Genomic DNA, 19,871 nt, shown 5'->3' with positions numbered 1-19,871 from the left:
ATGTTGCACGCGACCATAGCGTGACAGACGCGCGGAGCAATGGGGTTAGGATGCGCTTAACGCACCCGCGCCGGATTGCCGACCACCGTTGCACCCGCAGGCACGTCGCGCGTCACGACGCTACCGGCACCGATGAGCGCATCGTCGCCAATGGACACGCCTGGCAGGATGATCGCCCCGCCGCCGATCCATACGTTGCGCCCGATGCGGATCGGCCGGCCCCATTCGATACCGGTGGCGCGCGCCGCGGGATCGCGCGGATGGTCGGCGGTCAATATCTGCACGCCCGCGCCGATCTGCGTGCCATTGCCGATCGTGACTTCCACCACGTCCAGGATGACGCAGTTGAAGTTCAGGAACACGCCATCGCCCAGAAAGATGTTGAAGCCATAATCGCAATGGAAAGGCGGCCTGATGGTCGATCCCGCGCCCAGCTTGCCCAGCCGCTCGCGCAGCAGCGCCTCCCGCTCGGGTGGCAGGGTCGCGTTGAACCGCTGCATCCATTCCGCCGCCGCTAGCTGGTCGGCGATGATCTCCGCGTCATTGGCATGATAGGGTTCCCCCGCGATCATCTTCTGCTTCATGCTGCGCTCGGCCATCATTATCTCCCTGATATGGATCGGCGAAGTGACAGTCGGGCGGGTCATTTGCAAGCGCAGGGCGTTGACACTCCGCGTCCATGAAGCGACACAGCCAGCCATGACGGTCGCACCAGACGCTCCCATCCTCTTCTTCGATTCCGGCGTAGGGGGGCTATCCATCCTGGCCCCTGCCCGTGCGGCGTTGCCCACTGCCCGGATCGTCTACGCCGCCGACAGTGCAGGCTTTCCTTACGGTACGAAGAGCGAAGCGGAAATCGCCGCCCGCGTGCCAGCTCTGCTCGGCCGGCTGGTCGAGCGTTACCGACCGCGCCTCGCCGTCATCGCCTGCAACACGGCGTCCACCATCGCGCTTCAGCATGTCCGCGCCGCGCTCGATATACCCGTCGTCGGCACCGTTCCGGCGATCAAACCCGCCGCCCTGCTCTCCAAAAGCCGGGTTTTCGGCGTGCTCGGCACCGACGCTACGGTACGCCAGCCATATGTCGATCGCCTCGCTGCCGAACACGGCGCGGACTGTATCGTGCTACGCCATGGCTCGGCTGCGCTGGTGCAACTGGCCGAAGCGAAGCTGCGTGGCGAACCGCTCGACCCGCAGGTCGCCCGCGATGCGCTCCATGGCCTCATCGACCAGCCGGGCGGCGACCGGATGGACATGGTCGTTCTGGCCTGTACCCATTTCCCTTTGGTCGAACAGGAACTGGCCGCCGCCGCACCCCACCCCATGGGCTTCGTCCATGGCGGCGAAGGCATCGCCCGGCGCATCCAATATCTGACCCAAGGCCAGCCCTGGCCCGACGCGCCAGCGCCCGGCATAGCGGTCTTCACCCGTGTCGATGAAAAGCAGGAAGCCTTGCGCCCGGCGCTCGCCAGCTATGGTCTTGATCGCATCGACGCGCTTTGAAAAGCCATGGGCCTTTTGTCCAATGGCCAAAGGGTTCGATCAGTCTGATAGGTATTTCTCCCTAAAGTTGCGAGCGGTTATCGCTGGTAATGACGGGAATGCGCGGTTAAATGCGGCATCGGCAGAGGATGGCGTAGCGATAAAAAATGACGCGCGCGAATGAAACGGGAAGAAGCGTAGTGAACTACAAGCACATCTTTTCGCAGGCGATCGACCGGCTCCATGAAGAAGGTCGCTATCGCGTGTTCATCGACATCCTGCGCAATCGCGGGGCCTATCCCAACGCCCGCTGCTTCCACGGCCATAACGGGCCCAAGCCCATCACCGTCTGGTGTTCCAACGACTATCTCGCCATGGGTCAGCATCCCAAGGTCGTCGCCGCCATGGAGGAAGCGTTGCACGATGTCGGCGCCGGCTCCGGCGGCACCCGCAATATCGGCGGCAACACCCATTATCATATCGATCTGGAAGGCGAACTGGCCGACCTGCATGGCAAGGAAGGCGCTCTGCTCTTCACCTCGGGCTATGTCTCGAACGAAGCGACGCTCTCCACGCTTGCCAAGCTGCTGCCCGGCTGCATCATCTTCTCGGACGAACTGAATCACGCCTCGATGATTGCGGGAATCCGCAATTCGGGCTGCGAGAAGCGCGTCTTCCGTCATAACGACGTCGATCATCTGCGTGAATTGCTGGCGGCCGAAGACCCCGAAGCGCCCAAGCTGATCGCTTTCGAAAGCGTCTATTCGATGGACGGCGACGTCGCGCCCATCGCTGCGATCTGCGATCTCGCCGACGAATATAACGCCCTCACCTATCTCGACGAAGTCCATGCCGTGGGCATGTATGGCGCGCGCGGCGGCGGTATTTCGGAGCGGGACGATGTCGCGGACCGCCTGACCATCATCGAAGGCACGCTGGGCAAGGCGTTCGGTGTCATGGGCGGCTATATCGCCGCCGACCAGATGATCATCGACGTGATCCGCAGCTATGCGCCGGGCTTCATCTTCACCACGTCGCTGTCCCCGGTGCTGGTCGCGGGCGTGCTGGCGAGCGTGCGTCACCTCAAGGCGTCGAGCGAAGAGCGTGAGGGCCAGCAGGCTTCCGCCGCGAAGCTCAAGCAGTTGATGCGCGACGCCGGCCTGCCGGTGATGGACTCGGTCACGCATATCGTGCCGCTCATGGTCGGCGACCCGGTGAAGGCCAAGCGGATCAGCGATATCTTGCTGGCCGAATATGGCGCCTATGTACAGCCGATCAACTACCCCACCGTCCCCCGCGGCACGGAGCGCCTGCGCTTCACCCCCGGCCCCGCGCACACCGAAGAGATGATGCGCGACCTGGTGTCGGCGCTGGCGGAAATCTGGGATCGTCTGGAACTGGAAAAAACGGCGCGTCAGGCGGCGTAAGTTGGCGGGAGAGCTGGATTTTCCCTCCCCAACTTCCGTTCGTCCTGAGCCTGTCGAAGGACGCGCTCTAACCTGGCCTCATTGATCCTGCCGAGTGCGGGCGAGCAATTTCAATCGCTCTCAATCGCCACCGATCAAGGCTTGTTTCTTAGCCCGGCGCCATCCCTTGATCCTGCGTTCAGCAGCCAGTGCCTCATCCCGCGTCCCGAAAGATTCTGTCCAGACCAGAACCACCGGCCTGCGCGCAATACTATATCCGGGGATCAAACCTTGCTGATGTTGAGCGACGCGCGTTTCCAAATCCTCTGTATGGCCCGCGTAAAAAGACCCGTCGCCGCACCGAAGAAGATAAGCATGGAATGCCATGCCACATCCTATCCGCGGAGCGCGTCCTTCGACAAGCTCAGGACGAACGGATGTGGGTTTTGGCCGGATTCCCTGGCGAAGCGATAAGCTGGAACCATGATAGCGACAGACGCATTCCCGTCGCCCTCTTCAAACTGATAAACCTCAAACCCGGATCAACCCACCCCGCACGGCATACCCCCGATAGAGCGTCCGGCTATGCGGGAACCCACCCATATCCTGTGCCAGCCGTTCGATCGCGGGCGCCAATTCCCGGCGCGGCGATACGTGAAACTTGCCCAGCCACCCAAACAGCGCCCGCTTCCACAGCGCAGGCAACGCCTCCTGCTGACCGAAGTCGACAATCTCCAGCTTGCCGCCCGGCGCCACGCACCGCGCCGCCTGCGCCAGAGCCATTTCCCATTCCGGGATCATCGACAGCGCATAGCTGATGAACACACGCTCGAACGTCGCGCGGCCAAAGAGCGCCTGCGCATCGAAACCGCAGGCATCGCCTTGCGCCAGCATCACCCGGTCGCCCATGCCTGCCTTGGCCACCGACGCCCGCGCCGTGTCCAGCATCGCTTCGCTGATATCGACGCCACAGAGCCGCGCCTGCGGCCAGGCCTTGCCCACCGCGATCAGGTTGCGCCCGGTGCCACAGCCAATCTCCAGCACCGCGCCGCCCGCCGGTACGTCCAGATCGGCGATCAGGCCGTCGCGGCCCAGCAGATAATATTTGCGCGTCAGGTCGTAAAAGTGCCGCTGGTAACGATAGACCCCGTCCATCAACTGGCTATGGCCGCTCATCATGCGCCTTTCAGCACATAGAGATGGACGCCGCCATAAATGGCCGACCGGTCGCGCGCTGTATAATCCAGCGACGCTTCCGCCCGATACTCCCAGCGGTTCAGCACATCATCGACCACCCGGCCCGGCAATATGCTGGGTTCGCCGGCGGTACGGAACAGCACGCGCGCGCCCGGCTTCGCGGTCCGCGTGATCTGCGCCCACAGCGCGTTCAATTGATCGTCGTCCATCCAATCCTGCGCGTCGAGCAGGATGTAGCGGTCGCACGACGCATCCGGCTGGCTGGCGAGGAAGTCGGTGAAATTGATGTGCCGCACATCGACTCGCTCGGCCCGCGCGCGCACAGCCTCATGGTTCGTCGCCTGCAAATAGGGCGGCAGCGGCCCCTCGCCCCCTGCATAGCCGCGCCCAAATGCCTGTACTGCGAAATAATTGTCCTTCATGTCGAAGTCGCAGGCCAGCTTCTTCAGCCGCGCCTTCAGCACATTGTCCATGCGATCATCGCCCGCCAGCGCCTCGAACTGCGCGGGCGGGATGCCCAGGCCAAAGAGCGAGGCCGGCTGGCTGGTCAGCCAGCGCACGAACCCCTTGTCGAAGATCGGCGCCAGCTCGCGCTCGAAAATCTCGACCTGTTCCTCGCGGCTGCGCGCGTCCAGCATCCGCTTGGGGTTGATGCCATGCAGCCGCGCCAGCAGATGGGCCGCACCGATGAAGCGACCCAGCAGTCCATGCTTGTAGATGCCGCGCGCAAAACCGCCGATGCGACGGCGACCGATCAGGTCGCGCCCTTCCCAATAGCGCCGCGTCGCTTCGTCCAGATGCGGGGCGACCACGCTCTTATAGGCGGCGACATTCGCCTTGTTGTCGGCCTGCGCGAAGAAACGGTGGAAGGCGGCATGATCGGGCAGCGTCCGCGCCGCCGCCAGCTTCAGCTTGTTGAGTGCGATATGCGCCGTGTTGAGGTCGACCGCCGTGATCTTCGCCGGATCGGCGGTCAGGTAGGACAGGACGTTGCAGCCGCCCGACGCGATCGTCACCACATGGCTGTCGGGCGTAATCGCCAGCGCTTCCATATCGACGGCCGGGTCTTCCCATATCTGCGCATAGACAAGGCCGCGAAAGGCGAAGGTAAAGGCGCGCTCCAGCAGGCCCTGCTTCGACAGGTGGCGATGGCGATGCACCGCGTTGGTGATTTTATCATGGGCGGCTGCGGTCATGGCTGCAATCCTACTTTGCCGTGTCGTTCGGCCGCCGATAGGGCAATGGCGTGTCGCCTGCATGACCAAGTGATGACGCGACGATGACGCCCCTTGCGGAACCCGGACGCCTCATCCCATCTTCTGCACCTATGGCCCATTGGATCGAACCGCACCCGACCGGCATCTATGTCCGCCCCGCCGATGCGTGGATAGACCCGTCCCTGCCGCAGGAACGCGCCCTGGTGACGCACGGCCATGCCGATCATGCCCGTGGCGGCCACGGCCATGTCTGGGCCACGCGAGAGACGCTGGCGATCATGGCGCTGCGCTATGGCACGGCCAGCGGCACGGCGGTCGATTATGGGGAGGAGGTTCGCATGGGCGGCGTGACCATCCGTTATGTCCCCGCCGGCCATGTGCTGGGCTCTGCGCAGATCGTGCTGGACCATGCCGGCGAGCGCGTCGTCGTGACCGGCGATTACAAGCGTCGCCCGGACCCGACCTGCAAAGCCTTCGAGCCGGTTCCCTGCGACATTTTCGTGACCGAAGCGACGTTCGGCCTGCCTGTCTTCCGCCACCCGGATACGGGCAGCGAGATGGACCGGCTGCTGGCCGCGCTCCACGCCAATCCCGATCGCTGCGTGCTGGTCGGCGCCTATGCTCTGGGGAAGGCGCAACGGGTCATCTGCGAACTGCGCGCGCGGGGTCATCGCGACCCCATCTATATCCACGGCGCGATGGAGCGCATGTGTGCGCTGTATCAGGATTTCGGCATCGACATGGGCGAATTGCGCCCTGCAACCGGCGTGGCCGCGAAGGATATGCGCGGCCACGTCATCGTCTCCCCCCCCTCCGCCCTCAACGATCGCTGGAGCCGCCGTCTGCCCGACCCCATCACGGCCATGGCGTCGGGCTGGATGCGGGTACGACAGCGCGCGCGGCAGAAGAATGTAGAACTGCCGCTGGTCATATCCGACCATGCCGACTGGGACGAACTGACCGACACGATCCGCGAAGTCGCCCCGACAGAAACCTGGATCACCCACGGCCGGGAAGAAGCGCTGCTCCACTGGTGCATGACCCATCAGATCCGTGCCCGCGCACTTGCGCTGGTCGGCCGCGAAGATGAGGATGAAGGGTGATGGATAAGTTGACGACCTCCGTTCCGTTCGAGCGCAGTCGAGAAACGCACGCGCCATTCTTTCTGCTTCTCGACTACGCTCGAAGCGAACGGAACTAGGGTATGCGCGCCTTTTCCCAACTGCTCGACGCCCTCGTCTACACCCGGTCCCGCAATGCCAAGCTGGGTCTGATCGCCGCCTATATGCGCGCCGCGCCCGATCCCGACCGGGGCTGGGCACTGGCGGCGCTGACCGGCAATCTGGACCTGAAGGCGGTGAAATCCTCCGCCATCGGCGACATGATCCGCGCCCGTACCGATCCGGTCCTCTACGAAATGTCCCGCGACTATGTCGGCGATCTTGCCGAAACCGTCGCCCTGCTCTGGCCCAAACGGGAGGATCAGCCCGCCGAACTGGACGACGGCTCGCTCAGCCTGTCTGCTGTCATAGACCGCCTTCATGGCGTCAGCCGCGCCGCTGCGCCCGATATGCTGGCGCAGATGATGGATCATCTGGACTCTTCCGGCCGTTTCGCGCTGCTGAAACTTGCGACCGGGGGCTTGCGCGTCGGCATCTCGGCCCGCTTGGCCAAGACCGGTTTCGCGCAGGCTTTTGACTTGGACGTCGATGATGTCGAACAGGTCTGGCACGCTTTGTCGCCGCCCTACGCGGCCCTGTTCGACTGGGCGGAAGGTCGCACCGCCCGCCCGGATCCCGAAGGCACGCCCTATTTCCGCCCCTTCATGCTGGCCCACCCGCTGGAGGCCGACAGCGTCGATCTCAAAGATTATGCCGCCGAATGGAAGTGGGACGGTATCCGTATCCAGATCGTCGGCACCGGCACCGAAACCCGCCTCTACAGCCGCGCAGGCGACGATATCAGTGGCAGTTTCCCCGAAATTGCGGAGGCCTTCGCCGGCCATGCCGTCCTGGACGGCGAACTGCTCGTGCGTGGCGACATGCAGGGGGGAGAGGCGGCCAGCTTCAACGCCCTGCAACAACGCCTCGGCCGCAAATCCGTCACCGCAAAGATGATGGCCGACTATCCCGCCTTCGTCCGCCTCTATGATCTGTTGATCGAAGGCGACGAAGACCTGCGCGCCATGCCATGGGAACAGCGCCGCGCCCGGCTGGAAGCCTATATGCCACAGCTGTCACCCAACCGTTTCGACATTTCGTCCATCATCGACGCTCCTAATTTCGAGGCTCTTGCCGACATCCGCGCCGGCGCCCGCGATGCCGCGATCGAGGGCGTGATGCTCAAGCGCCGCGACAGCCCCTATGTCGCCGGGCGCAAGGCGGCGCTTTGGTATAAATGGAAACGCGATCCGCTCACCGCCGACTGCGTGATGATGTATGCCCAGCGCGGCCATGGCAAACGCTCCTCCTTCTATTCGGACTATACGTTCGGCTGCTGGACGGCGGATGGCGAATTGCTGCCGGTGGGCAAGGCCTATAGCGGCTTCACCGACGAGGAACTGAAATGGCTGGACCGCTTCGTCCGCCAGAATACGGTCGCGCGCTTCGGGCCGGTGCGCGAAGTGGAAAAGACGCTGGTGCTGGAGGTGGCGTTCGATAGCATCCACGACAGCAAGCGCCATAAATCCGGCCTCGCCATGCGCTTTCCCCGCATCGCCCGCATTCGCAAGGACAAGCCGGCAGCGGAGGCCGATACGGTAGCAGGCTTGAAGAAATTGGTCAGCTGACACATGATGGGATCAAAGGGAGAACGGATATGGCCTATGAAGGAAGCTGTCACTGTGGCGCGGTGACGTTCAGCGTCGCGGCCGACATTCCGACCGAGGCCATGAGCTGCAACTGCTCGCATTGCAGCCGCAAGGGCTTCGTCCTGGCCTTCGTGCCAACGGACCAGTTCACGCTGGAAAGCGGCGCGGATCACCTCACCGACTATCTTTTCTACAAGCACGCCATCACGCATCAATTCTGCAGGAGCTGCGGCACGGAAGCCTTCGCACTCGGCAAATCGCCCCAAGGCGACATGCGCGCCATCAACCTGCGCTGCGTGCCCTCGGTCGATATCGACGCACTGACCATTCAGAAGGTGGACGGAGCGCGCTTTTAGGGCATTCACTCAATGCACGACAAAGCAATTAAGATGCGCAGACTTGGCAGCTTGCTGCCTTAGGCGAAGCTGGGTGAGGGGGGACGCAACGTCTCATGACGAGGCCAGCTTCGCGCCAATCCCCCTCATCCAACTTCGCCTAGGCTCCTTCGTCGCCATGGCTGCATATCTCTCTCCCTCCAAGGGAGAAGGCATGGCCCGCCCCCCTTCCTCCCTCAATCCAGCCGCTTCACCCGCGCGCCATTGCCACCCTTTTGTCCGCCGGCCTCGATCGCCCTTATATAGCTCCCCTCGATCACCATGCCGGTCGCCGGATCGATATCCGCCTCCAGCACATCGTTGATCCTGATGTCGCCCAGCGCCTTGCGCATTTCCGCGATCTTGCCCTCGGGCGCCTTGTCGCCACTCGCGCGGATCATCGTCTCCAGATAGGATGTGATCGCCTCGCTCGCGGCTTTCGGGTCCATCTGGGTATGCTGTTCCCAATGGAACACCGCCGCCGGGCGCGTCAGGCGCATGCGGCTGGTCGCGGGCAGCGGCATCGGAAAGATGCCGGTGTCCAGTTCGATGTCCGCCTCATACCATTCGCCCGGTTCACGCGGATTGCGCCCCAGCCCCAGAAAGGTCGCCCAGGGTTTCAGAAACAGCTGCGCCGCCTGCTCGGGCGTCAACTGCTGGAACCCCGCCGCCATCTTCTCGATCATTGCAGCGGCGGGCGCGCGTTTCGCCTCGTCCGGTTCGATCAGCGCAACCATATCCTTCATGCCCGCGCCGATCTTGCCCTTCAGCGCATCCCAGTCCCGCATCCGCAGCACTTCGCCATCGGCACCGACATCATATTCCATCGGTTCCATGAAGGGACGCAGCGATGGCGGCATCTTGGGATCGCCGACCGACAGGCTGAACTCGGTCAGCCCCGGCAGGGTTCCCTTCACCAGTTCGATGCGCAGCACATAGCCCTCGCCATCCCGGCGGAAACGCATCACCTGTTCCACGATCCCCTGCTGTTCCTGCCCACCCCGGCTGCGCAACGTCGATACTTCGTAGCGCATCGGTTGGTCCAGCGGCGGCGCGAAGGTCAGCTTCACCTCGCCCTTCGTGGCCTGCGCCTTGGGCGTCGCATCGGCGGCGAAAGCGCTCGGCCCGGCGCCCAGCATCGCCGCCAAGGTCAGCCCCGCCAGCAGCGGCTTTTTGAAACCAAACCAACTCTGACTTTGCGCTGTCATTCGAGCCTCCTATATGGGCGCTTTCGCGCGACCGGCGCGACCATAGCCATGGAGCAATATTAGTGAGCAAGGTTCTTGTCATCGGCGCAGGCGGCGTCGGTTCCGTCGCAGTCCACAAGATGGCCATGAACGCTGATATTTTCAGCCATATTACGCTCGCCAGCCGCCGCCTCATCAGCTGCGAAAAAGTGGCCGAATCGGTCAAGGCACGCACCGGCGTGACCATCGACGTGGCGCAGGTCGACGCCGATAATGTCGAAGAGACGATCGCGCTCATCGAAAAGGTGCAGCCCAAGCTGGTCGTGAACCTGGCGCTTCCCTATCAGGATCTGGCGATCATGGACGCGTGCCTCGCGACCAAGACCGACTATCTCGACACCGCCAATTACGAACCGCGCGACACCGCCAAGTTCGAATATAGCTGGCAGTGGGCCTATCAGGATCGCTTCAAGGAAGCCGGCATCATGGCGCTGCTGGGTTCGGGCTTCGACCCCGGCGTCACCAGCGTCTTCGCCTCCTACATCAAGAAGCATCTGCTCGACCGGATCGACACGCTCGACATTCTCGATTGCAACGGCGGCGACCATGGCCAGCATTTCGCCACCAACTTCAACCCGGAAATCAACATCCGCGAAGTGACCGCCCCGTCGCGTCACTGGGCGAACGGCGCATGGGTCGAAGGCCCGGCCCTCAGCCACAAGCAGGTGTTCGACTTCGATCAGGTCGGCGAAAAGAACATGTACCTCATGTATCATGAGGAGTTGGAAAGCCTCGCCACCCACTATCCCGAAATCCAGCGCATCCGCTTCTGGATGACCTTCGGCGACGCCTACCTCAAGCATCTGGAAGTCCTCCAGAATGTCGGCATGACCCGCATCGACCCGGTCATCTACAACGGGCAGGAAATCATCCCGCTTCAGTTCCTGAAGGCCGTGCTGCCCGAACCGTCGAGCCTGGGTTCGACCACCAAGGGCAAGACCAACATCGGTGACATCGCCACGGGTCAGAAGGATGGTCAGGACAAGACCGTCTATATCTATCAGGTCTGCGACCATGAAGACGCCTATGCCGAAACCGGCAATCAGGCGGTCAGCTACACCACCGGCGTCCCCGCGATGATCGGTGCCGCAATGATGTTGACCGGCGCGTGGAAGGGTGACGGCGTGTTCAACATCGAACAGTTCGATCCCGATCCCTTCATGGACATGCTGAACAAGCATGGCCTGCCCTGGCAGGTGAAGGAACTGGACGCGCCGCTGGCGTTCTAATTCGGCTTTATCGCACGAACGAACGTCACCCCGGCCTTGAGCCGGGGTCCCGCTTCTTCTCCACCGTTGCTAAGGCAGCGGGACCCCGGATCAAGTCCGGGGCGACGGTGGAGCATCTGGAGTGGAACGACCCATGGAAACCCGCGCCGGCGATCCCGCCGCCTTTGCCCATTTCGACCTGTACCGCGTTCCATCCCCCGCCTTCGTGGTGGATGAGGCCGCGGTGCGCCGCAACCTTGCCGTCCTGCGCGACATAGGCGACCGTGCGGGCATCAAGGTGCTGGGCGCGCTCAAAGCCTTTTCCATGTGGTCGCTCGGCGGGGTGCTGGGCGAATATCTCGACGGCGTCTGCGCATCGGGCATCTATGAAGCGCGCCTCGGCCGCGAGGAATATAAGGGCGAAGTCGCCACCTATTGCGCCGCCTACAAGCCTGCGGACCTGGCCGAAATCCTCAAGATTTCCGACCATGTCATCTTCAACAGCCCCGGCCAGATCGCGCGCCTCAAGCCCGTGATCGACGCCGCCCGCGCCGACGGTCGCGTCTTCGACATCGGCCTGCGCCTCAACCCCCTCAATCCGGAGGGGGAAGTGCCCAAATATGACCCGTCGCAACCGCATAGCCGCCTCGGCTTCCCGATCGACCAGTTGCGCGCGGAGCATCTGGTCGGCGTGGACGGCCTCCATGTCCACAATCTGTGCGAACAGGATCTCGGCCCGCTCGAACGCACCTGGGCGGCGATCGAACCTTATGTCATGCCCCATGTCGGGGGCCTGAAATGGCTGAATTTCGGCGGCGGCCACCATGTCACTCGCGCCGATTATCAGGTCGACGACCTCGTCGCCTTCCTCCAGCGGATCAAGGCCCAGACCGGCCTCACCCTCTATATCGAGCCAGGCGAGGCGATGGCGCTGGACGCCGGCATATTGATCGGAGAAATTCTCGACGTGATCGACAATGGCATGCCGGTCGCCATCACCGATATCAGCGCCACCTGCCACATGCCGGACGTGATCGAGGCCCCCTATCGCCCCGCCATGCTGCATGAGCCGGAGGAAGGCGCCGTGACCCGGCTCGGTGGCCCATCCTGCCTCGCCGGCGATATCATCGGCGATTATCGCATCCCCGGAGGCGCGGAGCCGGGCGCCCGCATCGCCTTCCTCGATCAGGCCCATTATTCGATGGTGAAGACCAACACCTTCAACGGCGTGCCTTTACCGTCCATCTGGCGCTGGAATTCCGAATCCGATCAACTCACTGAAATCCGGTCATTTTCATATGACGATTTTAAGACTCGGCTATCCTGATTTTGATCGGTCGGACGCCTGATGGCGTGCGTTAATCGGGCGGAAAGCATCTTTCGCCCGACGGAAATTTCCTTTCTTTTCAACATCTCGCCCAAGCTTCGGCACGGTTCATGGCAGGGTGCGCAACAAATTTGAGATGCGCGCTTTACAGGGGGGGCACTGCCGCATATACGGACCGTCCGCTGCCCCATGGGACTTCCACCGCAAGGCAGCTTTTCGCCCTGAACTACACTGGAGGTCCCTTGAATTGCACAAGCATCCTAGCGCGCTGGGGGTAGCAACCGCCCTCAAACCGGCAGCACCGGTAACGCTGATTCGCCCCGAAGCCGCCGCTCGGGCCGCCCGCTTCTTTACGGAGAAGTTTCCGGGTCGCTCGCTCTATGCGGTCAAGGCGAACCCGTCTCCCGATCTGATCCGCACGCTGTTCGCATCGGGCATCACGCATTTCGACGTGGCCTCGATCGCCGAAGTGCGCTTGGTCGCCGAGACGCTGGCTGGTGAGGAAGGCGTCAAGCTGTGCTTCATGCACCCGGTCAAGGCCGAGGAAGCGATTGCACAGGCCTACCATGACTATGGCGTGCGCACCTTCTCGCTCGACACGATCGACGAGTTGGAAAAGATCATGCGCGCCACCGGCGATGCGACCGATCTGGAATTGTGCGTTCGTCTGCGCGTTTCGTCCGAACATTCAGAACTCAGCCTCGCGTCCAAATTCGGCGCGGAACTGGGCGAAACCCGCGAATTGCTGATGGCTACCCGTCAGGCCGCCGATGCGCTCGGCATCTGCTTCCATGTCGGCAGCCAGGCGATGAGCCCGCAGGCCTATAGCGATGCGATCGAGCGCGTGCGCGCCGCGATCGTGGACGCAGCCGTTACGGTCGATATCATCGATGTCGGCGGCGGCTTCCCGTCCATCTATCCGGGCATGGAGCCGGTCGCGCTGGAAAATTATTTCGAAGCGATCCACCGTGGCTTCGAAAGCCTGCCGGTCAGCTATTCGTCGGAACTGTGGTGCGAACCCGGCCGTGCGCTCTCGGCTGAATATAGCTCGATCATCGTGCGCGTCGAACGCCGCCGTGGCAGCGAACTGTACATCACCGACGGCGCCTATGGCGCGTTGTTCGACGCCGCGCATATCGGCTGGCGTTTTCCTGTGGCTCTGCTGCGCGAAGACGAAAGCGAAGAGGAACTGACCGGTTTCTCCTTCTACGGCCCGACCTGCGACGACATGGACCATATGGTCGGTCCCTTCATGCTCCCGTCGGACGTGAAGGTCGGCGACTATATCGAAATCGGCATGCTCGGCGCCTATGGCGCGGCGATGCGCACCGGTTTCAACGGCTTCACGTCGGAAGCCACGATCGAGGTGGAGGATGAGCCGATGGCCAGCCTCTACACCGAAGTCGTGCCGGCCCGCCGTCGCGCGAACGTCATCAAACTGGGATAAGCTGGCGACAGCTTTCTTCAGGAGAGGATAGCCATCCCTCGCCGCTTCCCCCCAAGCGGCGAGGGATTTTTCTTATTTGCGAAAGATACCCACCAATTCTACATGAGTGGTCCAGCGGAATTGCCCCACGGGCTTGACGCTTTCCAATCGGTAGCCCGCCGTTGTCAGATGCACCGCATCGCGCGCGAAGCTTGCTGGATTGCACGACACATAGGCGATCGTCGGCACGGTGGACGCCGCCAGTTGCAGCACCTGCTCCTTCGCACCCGCACGCGGCGGATCGAGTATCACGGCGGCAAAGCGGTTCAATTCCTGTGACGTTAGCGGCCGGCGGAACAGGTCGCGATGATCCGCCACCATTCGCCGCTGCACTCGCGCACCGGCCTGCTTGAGCGCCAATATCGCATCGCGGGCGCCTTCCCCTGCATAAACCGGGCGGCCCTCGCCCAGCGCCAGTGCGAATGTACCAAGCCCGGCGAACAGGTCTGCGATCGCGCCCGTTTCCGGCAGTGCATCGCGCACCGCGCCGACCAGCGCCGCCTCGCCATCGGGCGTGGCTTGCAGGAAGGAGAAGGGGGGAAAGCCGACCGAGACGCCACCGAAACTGACTGTCACCGCCTCCGGCTCCCAGCGCGTTTGCGGCCCGTCCCCCTCGTCGATGGTCAGGCGCGCCAACGCATGGCGCCGCGCAAAATCGCCCAGCCCTTCGTCCGCGCTAAGCCCCTGCACCTTCACGCCCTCCAGCAGCAGGTCGACGCCCTGATCGGTGATCGACATGCGCACATGTGCCGCGCGCTTGTCCGGCAGAATCGTCCCCAGCAGCCCGCGCAGCGGCGCCAGCAGCGCAAACAGCGCCGGGTCCAACACCGAACACATATCCAGGTCGATCAGCTTGTGGCTGCCTTCCTCGGCAAAGCCGATGGTGACGCGATTGCCGGCCCGCGCCGCGCGCAACGACGCGCGCCGCCGCGTCATGGGCGGCGAGATATGGGGCGGCAGCACGATACCCGGCGTCAAACCCTGCCCCGCCAGCGCCCCCACGACCCGCCCCGTCACGAAATCGGCGTAGCTTTCCTCATCCAACTGCTGGATCTGACATCCACCACAGGCCGGGAAATGGCGACAGGGCGGCTCGACATGATGTACGCCGAAGACGATGCTGCCGTCCGGTCCTATCCGGTCGCCCGGCGCGGTCAGCGGGAAATGGCGGCCGTCGGCCGTGATGCCGTCGCCCTTCGCGGCGATGCGGATGATGCTATCTGGATCATAATCTATCACAATCGCGCGGCGATAGCCGCTGGCAGCGTGGCAAGCAAATCATCCGCGACGAAAGCCGGCCCAGCCCGCCGCGCCGCATCGCCATGCAGCCATACCGCCTCGCACGCCGCACGAAACGGATCGCCGGTCACCGCCAGCCGTCCGGCGGCCAGTCCCGCCAGCACATCACCGGTGCCCGCCGTCGAAAGCCAGGGCGAAGCACCGCTCGCCACCGCCGCCCTGCCATCGGGCGCAGCGATCACGCTGTCCGCGCCCTTATAGACCACGACCGAGCCGGACGATCGCGCCGCCGCCAATGCCCGATCGATCTTGCTGCCCCGCAGATCGCCAAAAAGCCGGCTAAATTCGCCCTCGTGCGGCGTCATGATGGCCGGTCGGGTCAGATCACCAAAACCCTTTTCTGCAAACAGCCGAAGGGCATCAGCATCGGCGACGAACGGCCCACCTGCCTTGGCCACAGCGACCAGCCTGTCCCAGGCTGCATCGTCACGCCCCAATCCAGGCCCAACCAGCACCGCCTTGGCGCGATCCAAATCCAGCGAGGCGCTCCGCACGATCGCATGGCTCAGTACCGGAACCGCCACGTCGGCGATCAATCGTACATAGCCTGCACCCGATCGCGCGGCCGCTTCGGCCGACAGGCAGGTGGCGCCCACCATCTCACCGGCCACCACTGCCACCAATCCGCGCGTATATTTATGGGCATTCGCTCCCGGCGCGCACAATGCAGGAGCGCCCAAATGATGCACTTCGGTCGGCATAGCGATCCCGATGTCCGCCAGCGCCAGTCGCCCCATATATGCCGCCGCCGGCTGCAACAGATGGGCGGGCTTATACGCGCCCAAGGCGATGCAGACATCGAAATGCGGCACGGCAGATAGCAAGGCGCCGCTATCGCTATCCACCCCGCTCGGCAGGTCGATCGCATGGCTGGTCGTCGCCGCTTCGCTCAGATGGCACAGCCGTGCCGCCACCGCTTCATCCAGTCCGCGCGTCAGCCCGGTGCCGAACAGCGCATCGACCAACTGCCCCGCCGGCGCGGCGGTCATGACATCCTCGACTGGCCCATCCCACGCGGACCGCGCGCGCTGGCTCGAAACGGTACGGCTATCCCCCAACGCCGCGATCCGCACCGCCACGCCCCGATCGCGCAACAATCGCGCGATCACAAAACCGTCGCCACCATTATTGCCCGGCCCGCACAATATCAGTGCGTCGCGCTTATGCCCCGCGCGCCAGATAATCTCTGCCGCCGCCGCGCCGGCCGTCTCCATCAATCCATAGTCATCGACGCCAGTATCGAAGGCCGCCTGTTCCGCCGCGCGCATCTGCGCCGCCGTCAGGATCGGCCCGCCCTTCACTGTCCGCCAGCCGCGCCGATCTGTGCCGGCAGGCGATAGCGGTCACCCCCTGCCACGATTTCGATCTGCTTGTCGTCCAATATCGTCAGCTTCGCTGCCTCCGCGCCATCCGCCGCCTCCAGCCCGCGCCCGTCGTCCAGCACATGAAAGCGCCGGAAACCGCCGTCGGGATGGCGCAGCGTCAGCATCTTGCCAGCCCGTTCGACCACACAGTCATGCGCCCATTCCTGCGATCCGCCCAGCGCGCAATCCGCCTTGCCATCATCGACCGGCCCCGCCTCTGCCGCCACGCCAGCTTGATTGGGCGAAGATGACGGCGCCTGCTCGCCACAGCCAGCCAAAGTCGCCAGCACCACCAGCGCGCAACCCATCCGCCTCATGTCAACGCCCTCCTGCAAGCCAGCGCCACCGGTCCCAATATCGCCGCAAAACGCGCCTGACCCTCTGCATCACCGACCAGATCCTGCCGCATCTCCACCCCCAGATAGGGAATGCCATTGGCCTCCGCATGGCGGTTCATCGTCGCGTTGAGCAATGTCCCGGCATAGGGCAGCTGATCGCCGACCTTCAGCCCCGCCGCTTCCAGCAATGGGATGGCGATCCGCGCCGCGCGATCATCCTGATTATACAGCACGCCGATATCCCATGGCCGCTGCTGATCAGGGTCGCTCGCCAATTTGGGCGTAAAACTATGCACCGACAGGATGAAGGGAGAGGTCATCGCATCCAGCAACTGCGCCACCCGATGATGATAGGGGTGGTGAAACCGCATCATCCGGTCGTTCAGGTCGGCGTCGCGATTGCCCGGAATGGCATGGCCATCGCTCATCACCGGCAACAGACCGGGCGCATCCTCTTCCCGATTGAGGTCGATCACCAGCCGCGACACGCCGCCCAATATCGCCGTCGCACCCAGTTGTTCGGCCAGCGACCGGCTGACCTCCGCCACGCCGATATCGACCGCGATATGCTCATGCAGCAACGCGGGATTGATACCCAAGTCGATATTCGCCGGCACATGGGCGGACGCATGGTCCGCGACGATCAGCAGGTCCAGCCCGCCGCCGTCAATCTGCTCATAGGCTTGCGTCATGCACATTTGATCCGCGTTTCCATCGTCCACCAATCTCCATGCGCGTCTGCCACTGCCCGCGCGGCCATCGCCATTGCCACATCGCTGCGAAACAATGCGAAGCAGGTCGCGCCCGATCCAGACATGCGCGCCAGCAGCACATCCCCCTGCGCCGCCAGCAATGCCAGCACATCGCCAATCACTGGCGCCACCGCCAGCGCAGGCGCTTCCAGATCGTTGCGGCCATCCGCGCATAGGGCGTCCAGACTGTCGGCGTCCAGCGTCCCGCGATCCACCCGATCCCATCCGGCAAAGACCTGCGCGGTCGATACCCCGACATCCGGATTGACCAACAGCATCGGCAGCCCTTCCAGCCCCCCGACCGCATGGCGCGTCAGCTGCTCGCCGCGCCCTTTCACCATCTGCGTCACGCTCGCGACGCAGGCAGGCACGTCCGATCCCAGATCCAGCGCCAGTCCGGCCAGTTCCGCCGGATCGATCCGCACATCCCACAATCGTACCAACAGCCGCAACGTCGCGGCAGCATCCGCCGATCCACCGCCAATGCCGGACGCCACCGGCAAATTCTTCGTCAAGCGGATCGCGGCCCCGCGCTGCTCGCCCAGAAAGCTCTGCAACGCCCGCGCCGCTCGCACCACCAGATTGTCCGCGCCCGCATCCAGCGCCCCGCCGAACGGACCGTCGATCATCAGGTCGATCGCCCCGTCATCCGTTGCGATCCCGCTCAGTTCGTCGCCATCCTCGGCAAAGACGAACAGGCTTTCCAGTGCATGATAGCCATCGCCGCGCCGCGCCCGCACATGCAGCGCGACATTGACCTTGGCATAAGCGATCTCGGTAGCGGGTTTGATGGACGCATCCGCGTCCAGTGCCGTATCAGGGTGCGGCATATTCGGGCTTCATCCCCTCTTTGCGCTTCGCCGCCAGCCGCTCCGCGACATCGCCCTCGGCAAAGACCGAAGCGGCAGCCCAGGCATAGCGCGCTTCATAGCGACGCCCCGCCACCCACAGCGCATCGCCCAGATGCTCGTTGATCGTGCTGTCGGTGGGAGCCGCCGCCGCCGCCCGCTCCAGCACCGGCACGGCTTCACGCACATTGCCGGTCACGAACTGCGCCCAACCCAGCGAATCGGTGATGGAGGCATCCTGCGGCTTCAGCGCGCTCGCCTTCTTCAGCAATGCCAGCGCCGCCTCGACATTCTGCCGACGCTCGATCTGCGCGTAGCCGAGGTAGTTGAGGATGACCGGCTCGTTCGGCGCCATCGCCGCCGCCCGCTCCAGCACGGCGCGCGCCTCATCCCATCTCTTGCCCTGTTCCAGCGCGCTGCCTTCGAACAGCAGCAATGTCCAGGGCATCTGGTCCGGGGCGAAGCCGGCCTGCGCCGCATGGAAGGCCGCCGCCGCGCCATCGAAATCCTGCTTCTGAGACAGCAACCGGCCCAGCCGCACCTGCCGCTCCGGCTCAGCGCCCGGTTCCGCCGCCTGCGCCCGCGCCAGAGCCAAAGCGCCGTCCATGTCGCCGGCCGCCGCCAACGCGTCGATCAGCTCCGCCTGCGCCAACGCGCCATACCAGTCGCTCGCCGGCACCTTGCCCGCTTCGGCTGCGCCGCCCGCCGCATGATCCTGCGCGGTCAACAGCCGCGCGGCGACCAAATGGACGTCGGCGCCATCGGGATCGGCAAAGGTCGCGATCCGCGCCAGCCGCAGGCCAAGGGGCGATGCGCTCGCATCGGACGACACATCGACCGCCAGCCGCGACAGCAGCCGGGCAAAACCCTGCGCCGGCGTCGCCGCGCTACGCAACGCCTTGGGCAACTTACCCTTTTCGATATCCGCGCGCGCCCGCGCGAAATTGGCGCCGCCAACCGGCAGCAGCATCAGCGCCTCCGTCCGGGCACCGCGCGTCGCCAACTGCCCGGCCAGGGCCAACCGCAACGCGGCTCCATCGCCGCTGCGTATCGCCAACGCCTTGCGGGCCGCCGGCATCGCTACCGCCAGATCGCGACGAGCCAGCGCCTGAAACGCGATATGTTCGTCGGCATAGCGCAGCCCCAGCGCTGCGAACCGGTCCTTGCCGTCGATCACCGGCGGCGCATATTGGCCTTCGCCCAGCGAAATCCAGCTGCGGATGATCGGCGCCAGAAAGGCGAAATTGCCTTCCTCCACCATTCGGTCGGTCATCGTCCGGGCGCCGGCCCAATCCTTGACCGTCAGCGCATCGCCGATCCGCAACAGTGTGCCGTCGCGCGGCAAAGCGCTCGCCGCATCCAGCAGCGCTGCCGACTGCCGCGCCAGCAACCGATCGCCGCTCTCCATCGCTTGGGCATAAGACCGGCGCGCAATCTCGATCCGCGCCGGATCCTGCTTCAGCGCCTCGCGATAGCTGGCCACCGCCAGCGTCAGCGCGCCATCGCCGTCCGCCATG

19 protein-coding genes are annotated in these 19,871 nt (G+C 64.1%); 8 read left to right on the top strand and 11 right to left on the bottom strand.

Annotation, left to right across the window (positions count from 1 at the left end; all coding sequences use genetic code 11):
* Positions 1-56: 56 nt before the first annotated feature.
* The gene (locus tag F4U95_RS13380) at positions 57-599 is read right to left on the bottom strand and encodes a sugar O-acetyltransferase (protein WP_150426007.1); all 543 of its coding nucleotides are present in this window, start codon (positions 597-599) and stop codon (positions 57-59) included.
* A 100-nt stretch (positions 600-699) separates the two neighbouring features.
* Here F4U95_RS13380 and murI point away from each other — a divergent pair, with 100 nt between their 5' ends.
* A complete protein-coding gene (gene murI / locus F4U95_RS13375; protein WP_150426006.1) occupies positions 700-1,503 on the top strand; it encodes a glutamate racemase in 804 nt (267 codons plus the stop codon).
* Positions 1,504-1,682: 179 nt separating this feature from the next.
* Entirely contained in the window at positions 1,683-2,909 is a 1,227-nt protein-coding gene (gene hemA, locus F4U95_RS13370; protein ID WP_150426005.1) for a 5-aminolevulinate synthase, read from the top strand.
* Between the two features lie 120 nt (positions 2,910-3,029).
* On the opposite strand, the gene F4U95_RS13365 is transcribed toward hemA, so the two are convergent.
* The 3 genes from F4U95_RS13365 to F4U95_RS13355 form a co-directional block, all read right to left on the bottom strand.
* Positions 3,030-3,275 carry a GIY-YIG nuclease family protein gene (locus F4U95_RS13365; protein ID WP_150426004.1) on the bottom strand — a complete coding sequence of 82 codons (246 nt, stop codon included), beginning with the start codon at positions 3,273-3,275 and terminating at the stop codon, positions 3,030-3,032.
* Positions 3,276-3,419: 144 nt separating this feature from the next.
* Positions 3,420-4,064: a class I SAM-dependent methyltransferase gene (locus F4U95_RS13360; RefSeq protein WP_150426089.1), complete on the bottom strand. Its 645-nt coding sequence runs from the start codon at positions 4,062-4,064 to the stop codon at positions 3,420-3,422.
* On the bottom strand, positions 4,064-5,281 hold the full coding sequence (locus F4U95_RS13355; protein ID WP_150426003.1) for a BtaA family protein: 1,218 nt from the start codon (positions 5,279-5,281) through the stop codon (positions 4,064-4,066). The genes F4U95_RS13360 and F4U95_RS13355 overlap by 1 nt, the downstream gene beginning before the upstream one ends.
* A gap of 131 nt (positions 5,282-5,412) precedes the next feature.
* On the opposite strand from F4U95_RS13355, the gene F4U95_RS13350 reads away from it, so the two are divergent.
* The 3 genes from F4U95_RS13350 (at position 5,413) to F4U95_RS13340 (ending at position 8,467) form a co-directional block, all read left to right on the top strand.
* On the top strand, positions 5,413-6,405 hold the full coding sequence (locus F4U95_RS13350; protein WP_150426088.1) for a ligase-associated DNA damage response exonuclease: 993 nt from the start codon (positions 5,413-5,415) through the stop codon (positions 6,403-6,405).
* 101 nt (positions 6,406-6,506) lie between these two features.
* Positions 6,507-8,090, top strand: coding sequence for a cisplatin damage response ATP-dependent DNA ligase (locus F4U95_RS13345; RefSeq protein ID WP_150426002.1), 1,584 nt, complete (start codon positions 6,507-6,509; stop codon positions 8,088-8,090).
* Between the two features lie 29 nt (positions 8,091-8,119).
* A complete protein-coding gene (locus F4U95_RS13340; RefSeq protein WP_150426001.1) occupies positions 8,120-8,467 on the top strand; it encodes a GFA family protein in 348 nt (115 codons plus the stop codon).
* Positions 8,468-8,682: 215 nt separating this feature from the next.
* On the opposite strand, the gene F4U95_RS13335 is transcribed toward F4U95_RS13340, so the two are convergent.
* Positions 8,683-9,693 (bottom strand): hypothetical protein, encoded by a 1,011-nt coding sequence (locus F4U95_RS13335; RefSeq protein ID WP_150426000.1) that lies wholly within the window; start codon positions 9,691-9,693, stop codon positions 8,683-8,685.
* 62 nt (positions 9,694-9,755) lie between these two features.
* On the opposite strand from F4U95_RS13335, the gene F4U95_RS13330 reads away from it, so the two are divergent.
* From F4U95_RS13330 to F4U95_RS13320, 3 genes are all read left to right on the top strand, one after another.
* Entirely contained in the window at positions 9,756-10,961 is a 1,206-nt protein-coding gene (locus F4U95_RS13330) for a saccharopine dehydrogenase family protein (RefSeq protein ID WP_120250077.1), read from the top strand.
* Positions 10,962-11,094: 133 nt separating this feature from the next.
* The gene (locus F4U95_RS13325; protein ID WP_150425999.1) at positions 11,095-12,267 is read left to right on the top strand and encodes a carboxynorspermidine decarboxylase; all 1,173 of its coding nucleotides are present in this window, start codon (positions 11,095-11,097) and stop codon (positions 12,265-12,267) included.
* A gap of 247 nt (positions 12,268-12,514) precedes the next feature.
* Complete coding sequence (locus F4U95_RS13320) at positions 12,515-13,714, top strand: type III PLP-dependent enzyme (protein WP_120250075.1); 1,200 nt, start codon at positions 12,515-12,517, stop codon at positions 13,712-13,714.
* 72 nt (positions 13,715-13,786) lie between these two features.
* On the opposite strand, the gene F4U95_RS13315 is transcribed toward F4U95_RS13320, so the two are convergent.
* Genes F4U95_RS13315 through F4U95_RS13290 form a run of 6 tightly spaced genes read right to left on the bottom strand, consistent with a single transcriptional unit; the run spans position 13,787 to position 19,870 of the window.
* A complete protein-coding gene (locus F4U95_RS13315) occupies positions 13,787-14,992 on the bottom strand; it encodes a class I SAM-dependent RNA methyltransferase (RefSeq protein WP_150425998.1) in 1,206 nt (401 codons plus the stop codon).
* Complete coding sequence (locus F4U95_RS13310; protein WP_246171591.1) at positions 14,989-16,353, bottom strand: NAD(P)H-hydrate dehydratase; 1,365 nt, start codon at positions 16,351-16,353, stop codon at positions 14,989-14,991. Before F4U95_RS13310 ends, F4U95_RS13315 begins: the two co-directional genes overlap by 4 nt.
* Positions 16,350-16,733 carry a hypothetical protein gene (locus tag F4U95_RS13305; protein WP_170267495.1) on the bottom strand — a complete coding sequence of 128 codons (384 nt, stop codon included), beginning with the start codon at positions 16,731-16,733 and terminating at the stop codon, positions 16,350-16,352. The genes F4U95_RS13310 and F4U95_RS13305 overlap by 4 nt, the downstream gene beginning before the upstream one ends.
* Positions 16,730-17,446, bottom strand: coding sequence for an N-formylglutamate amidohydrolase (locus tag F4U95_RS13300; protein ID WP_150425996.1), 717 nt, complete (start codon positions 17,444-17,446; stop codon positions 16,730-16,732). The genes F4U95_RS13305 and F4U95_RS13300 overlap by 4 nt, the downstream gene beginning before the upstream one ends.
* A complete protein-coding gene (locus F4U95_RS13295; protein WP_150425995.1) occupies positions 17,443-18,336 on the bottom strand; it encodes a 4-(cytidine 5'-diphospho)-2-C-methyl-D-erythritol kinase in 894 nt (297 codons plus the stop codon). Before F4U95_RS13295 ends, F4U95_RS13300 begins: the two co-directional genes overlap by 4 nt.
* Entirely contained in the window at positions 18,323-19,870 is a 1,548-nt protein-coding gene (locus tag F4U95_RS13290; protein WP_161600391.1) for a tetratricopeptide repeat protein, read from the bottom strand. The genes F4U95_RS13295 and F4U95_RS13290 overlap by 14 nt, the downstream gene beginning before the upstream one ends.
* Position 19,871: the final 1 nt, after the last annotated feature.

The sequence above is a fragment of the Sphingobium limneticum genome (assembly GCF_008710165.1).
Taxonomy (GTDB): Bacteria; Pseudomonadota; Alphaproteobacteria; order Sphingomonadales; family Sphingomonadaceae; genus Sphingobium; species Sphingobium limneticum.
This window is presented reverse-complemented; position numbering and strand designations above follow the sequence as displayed.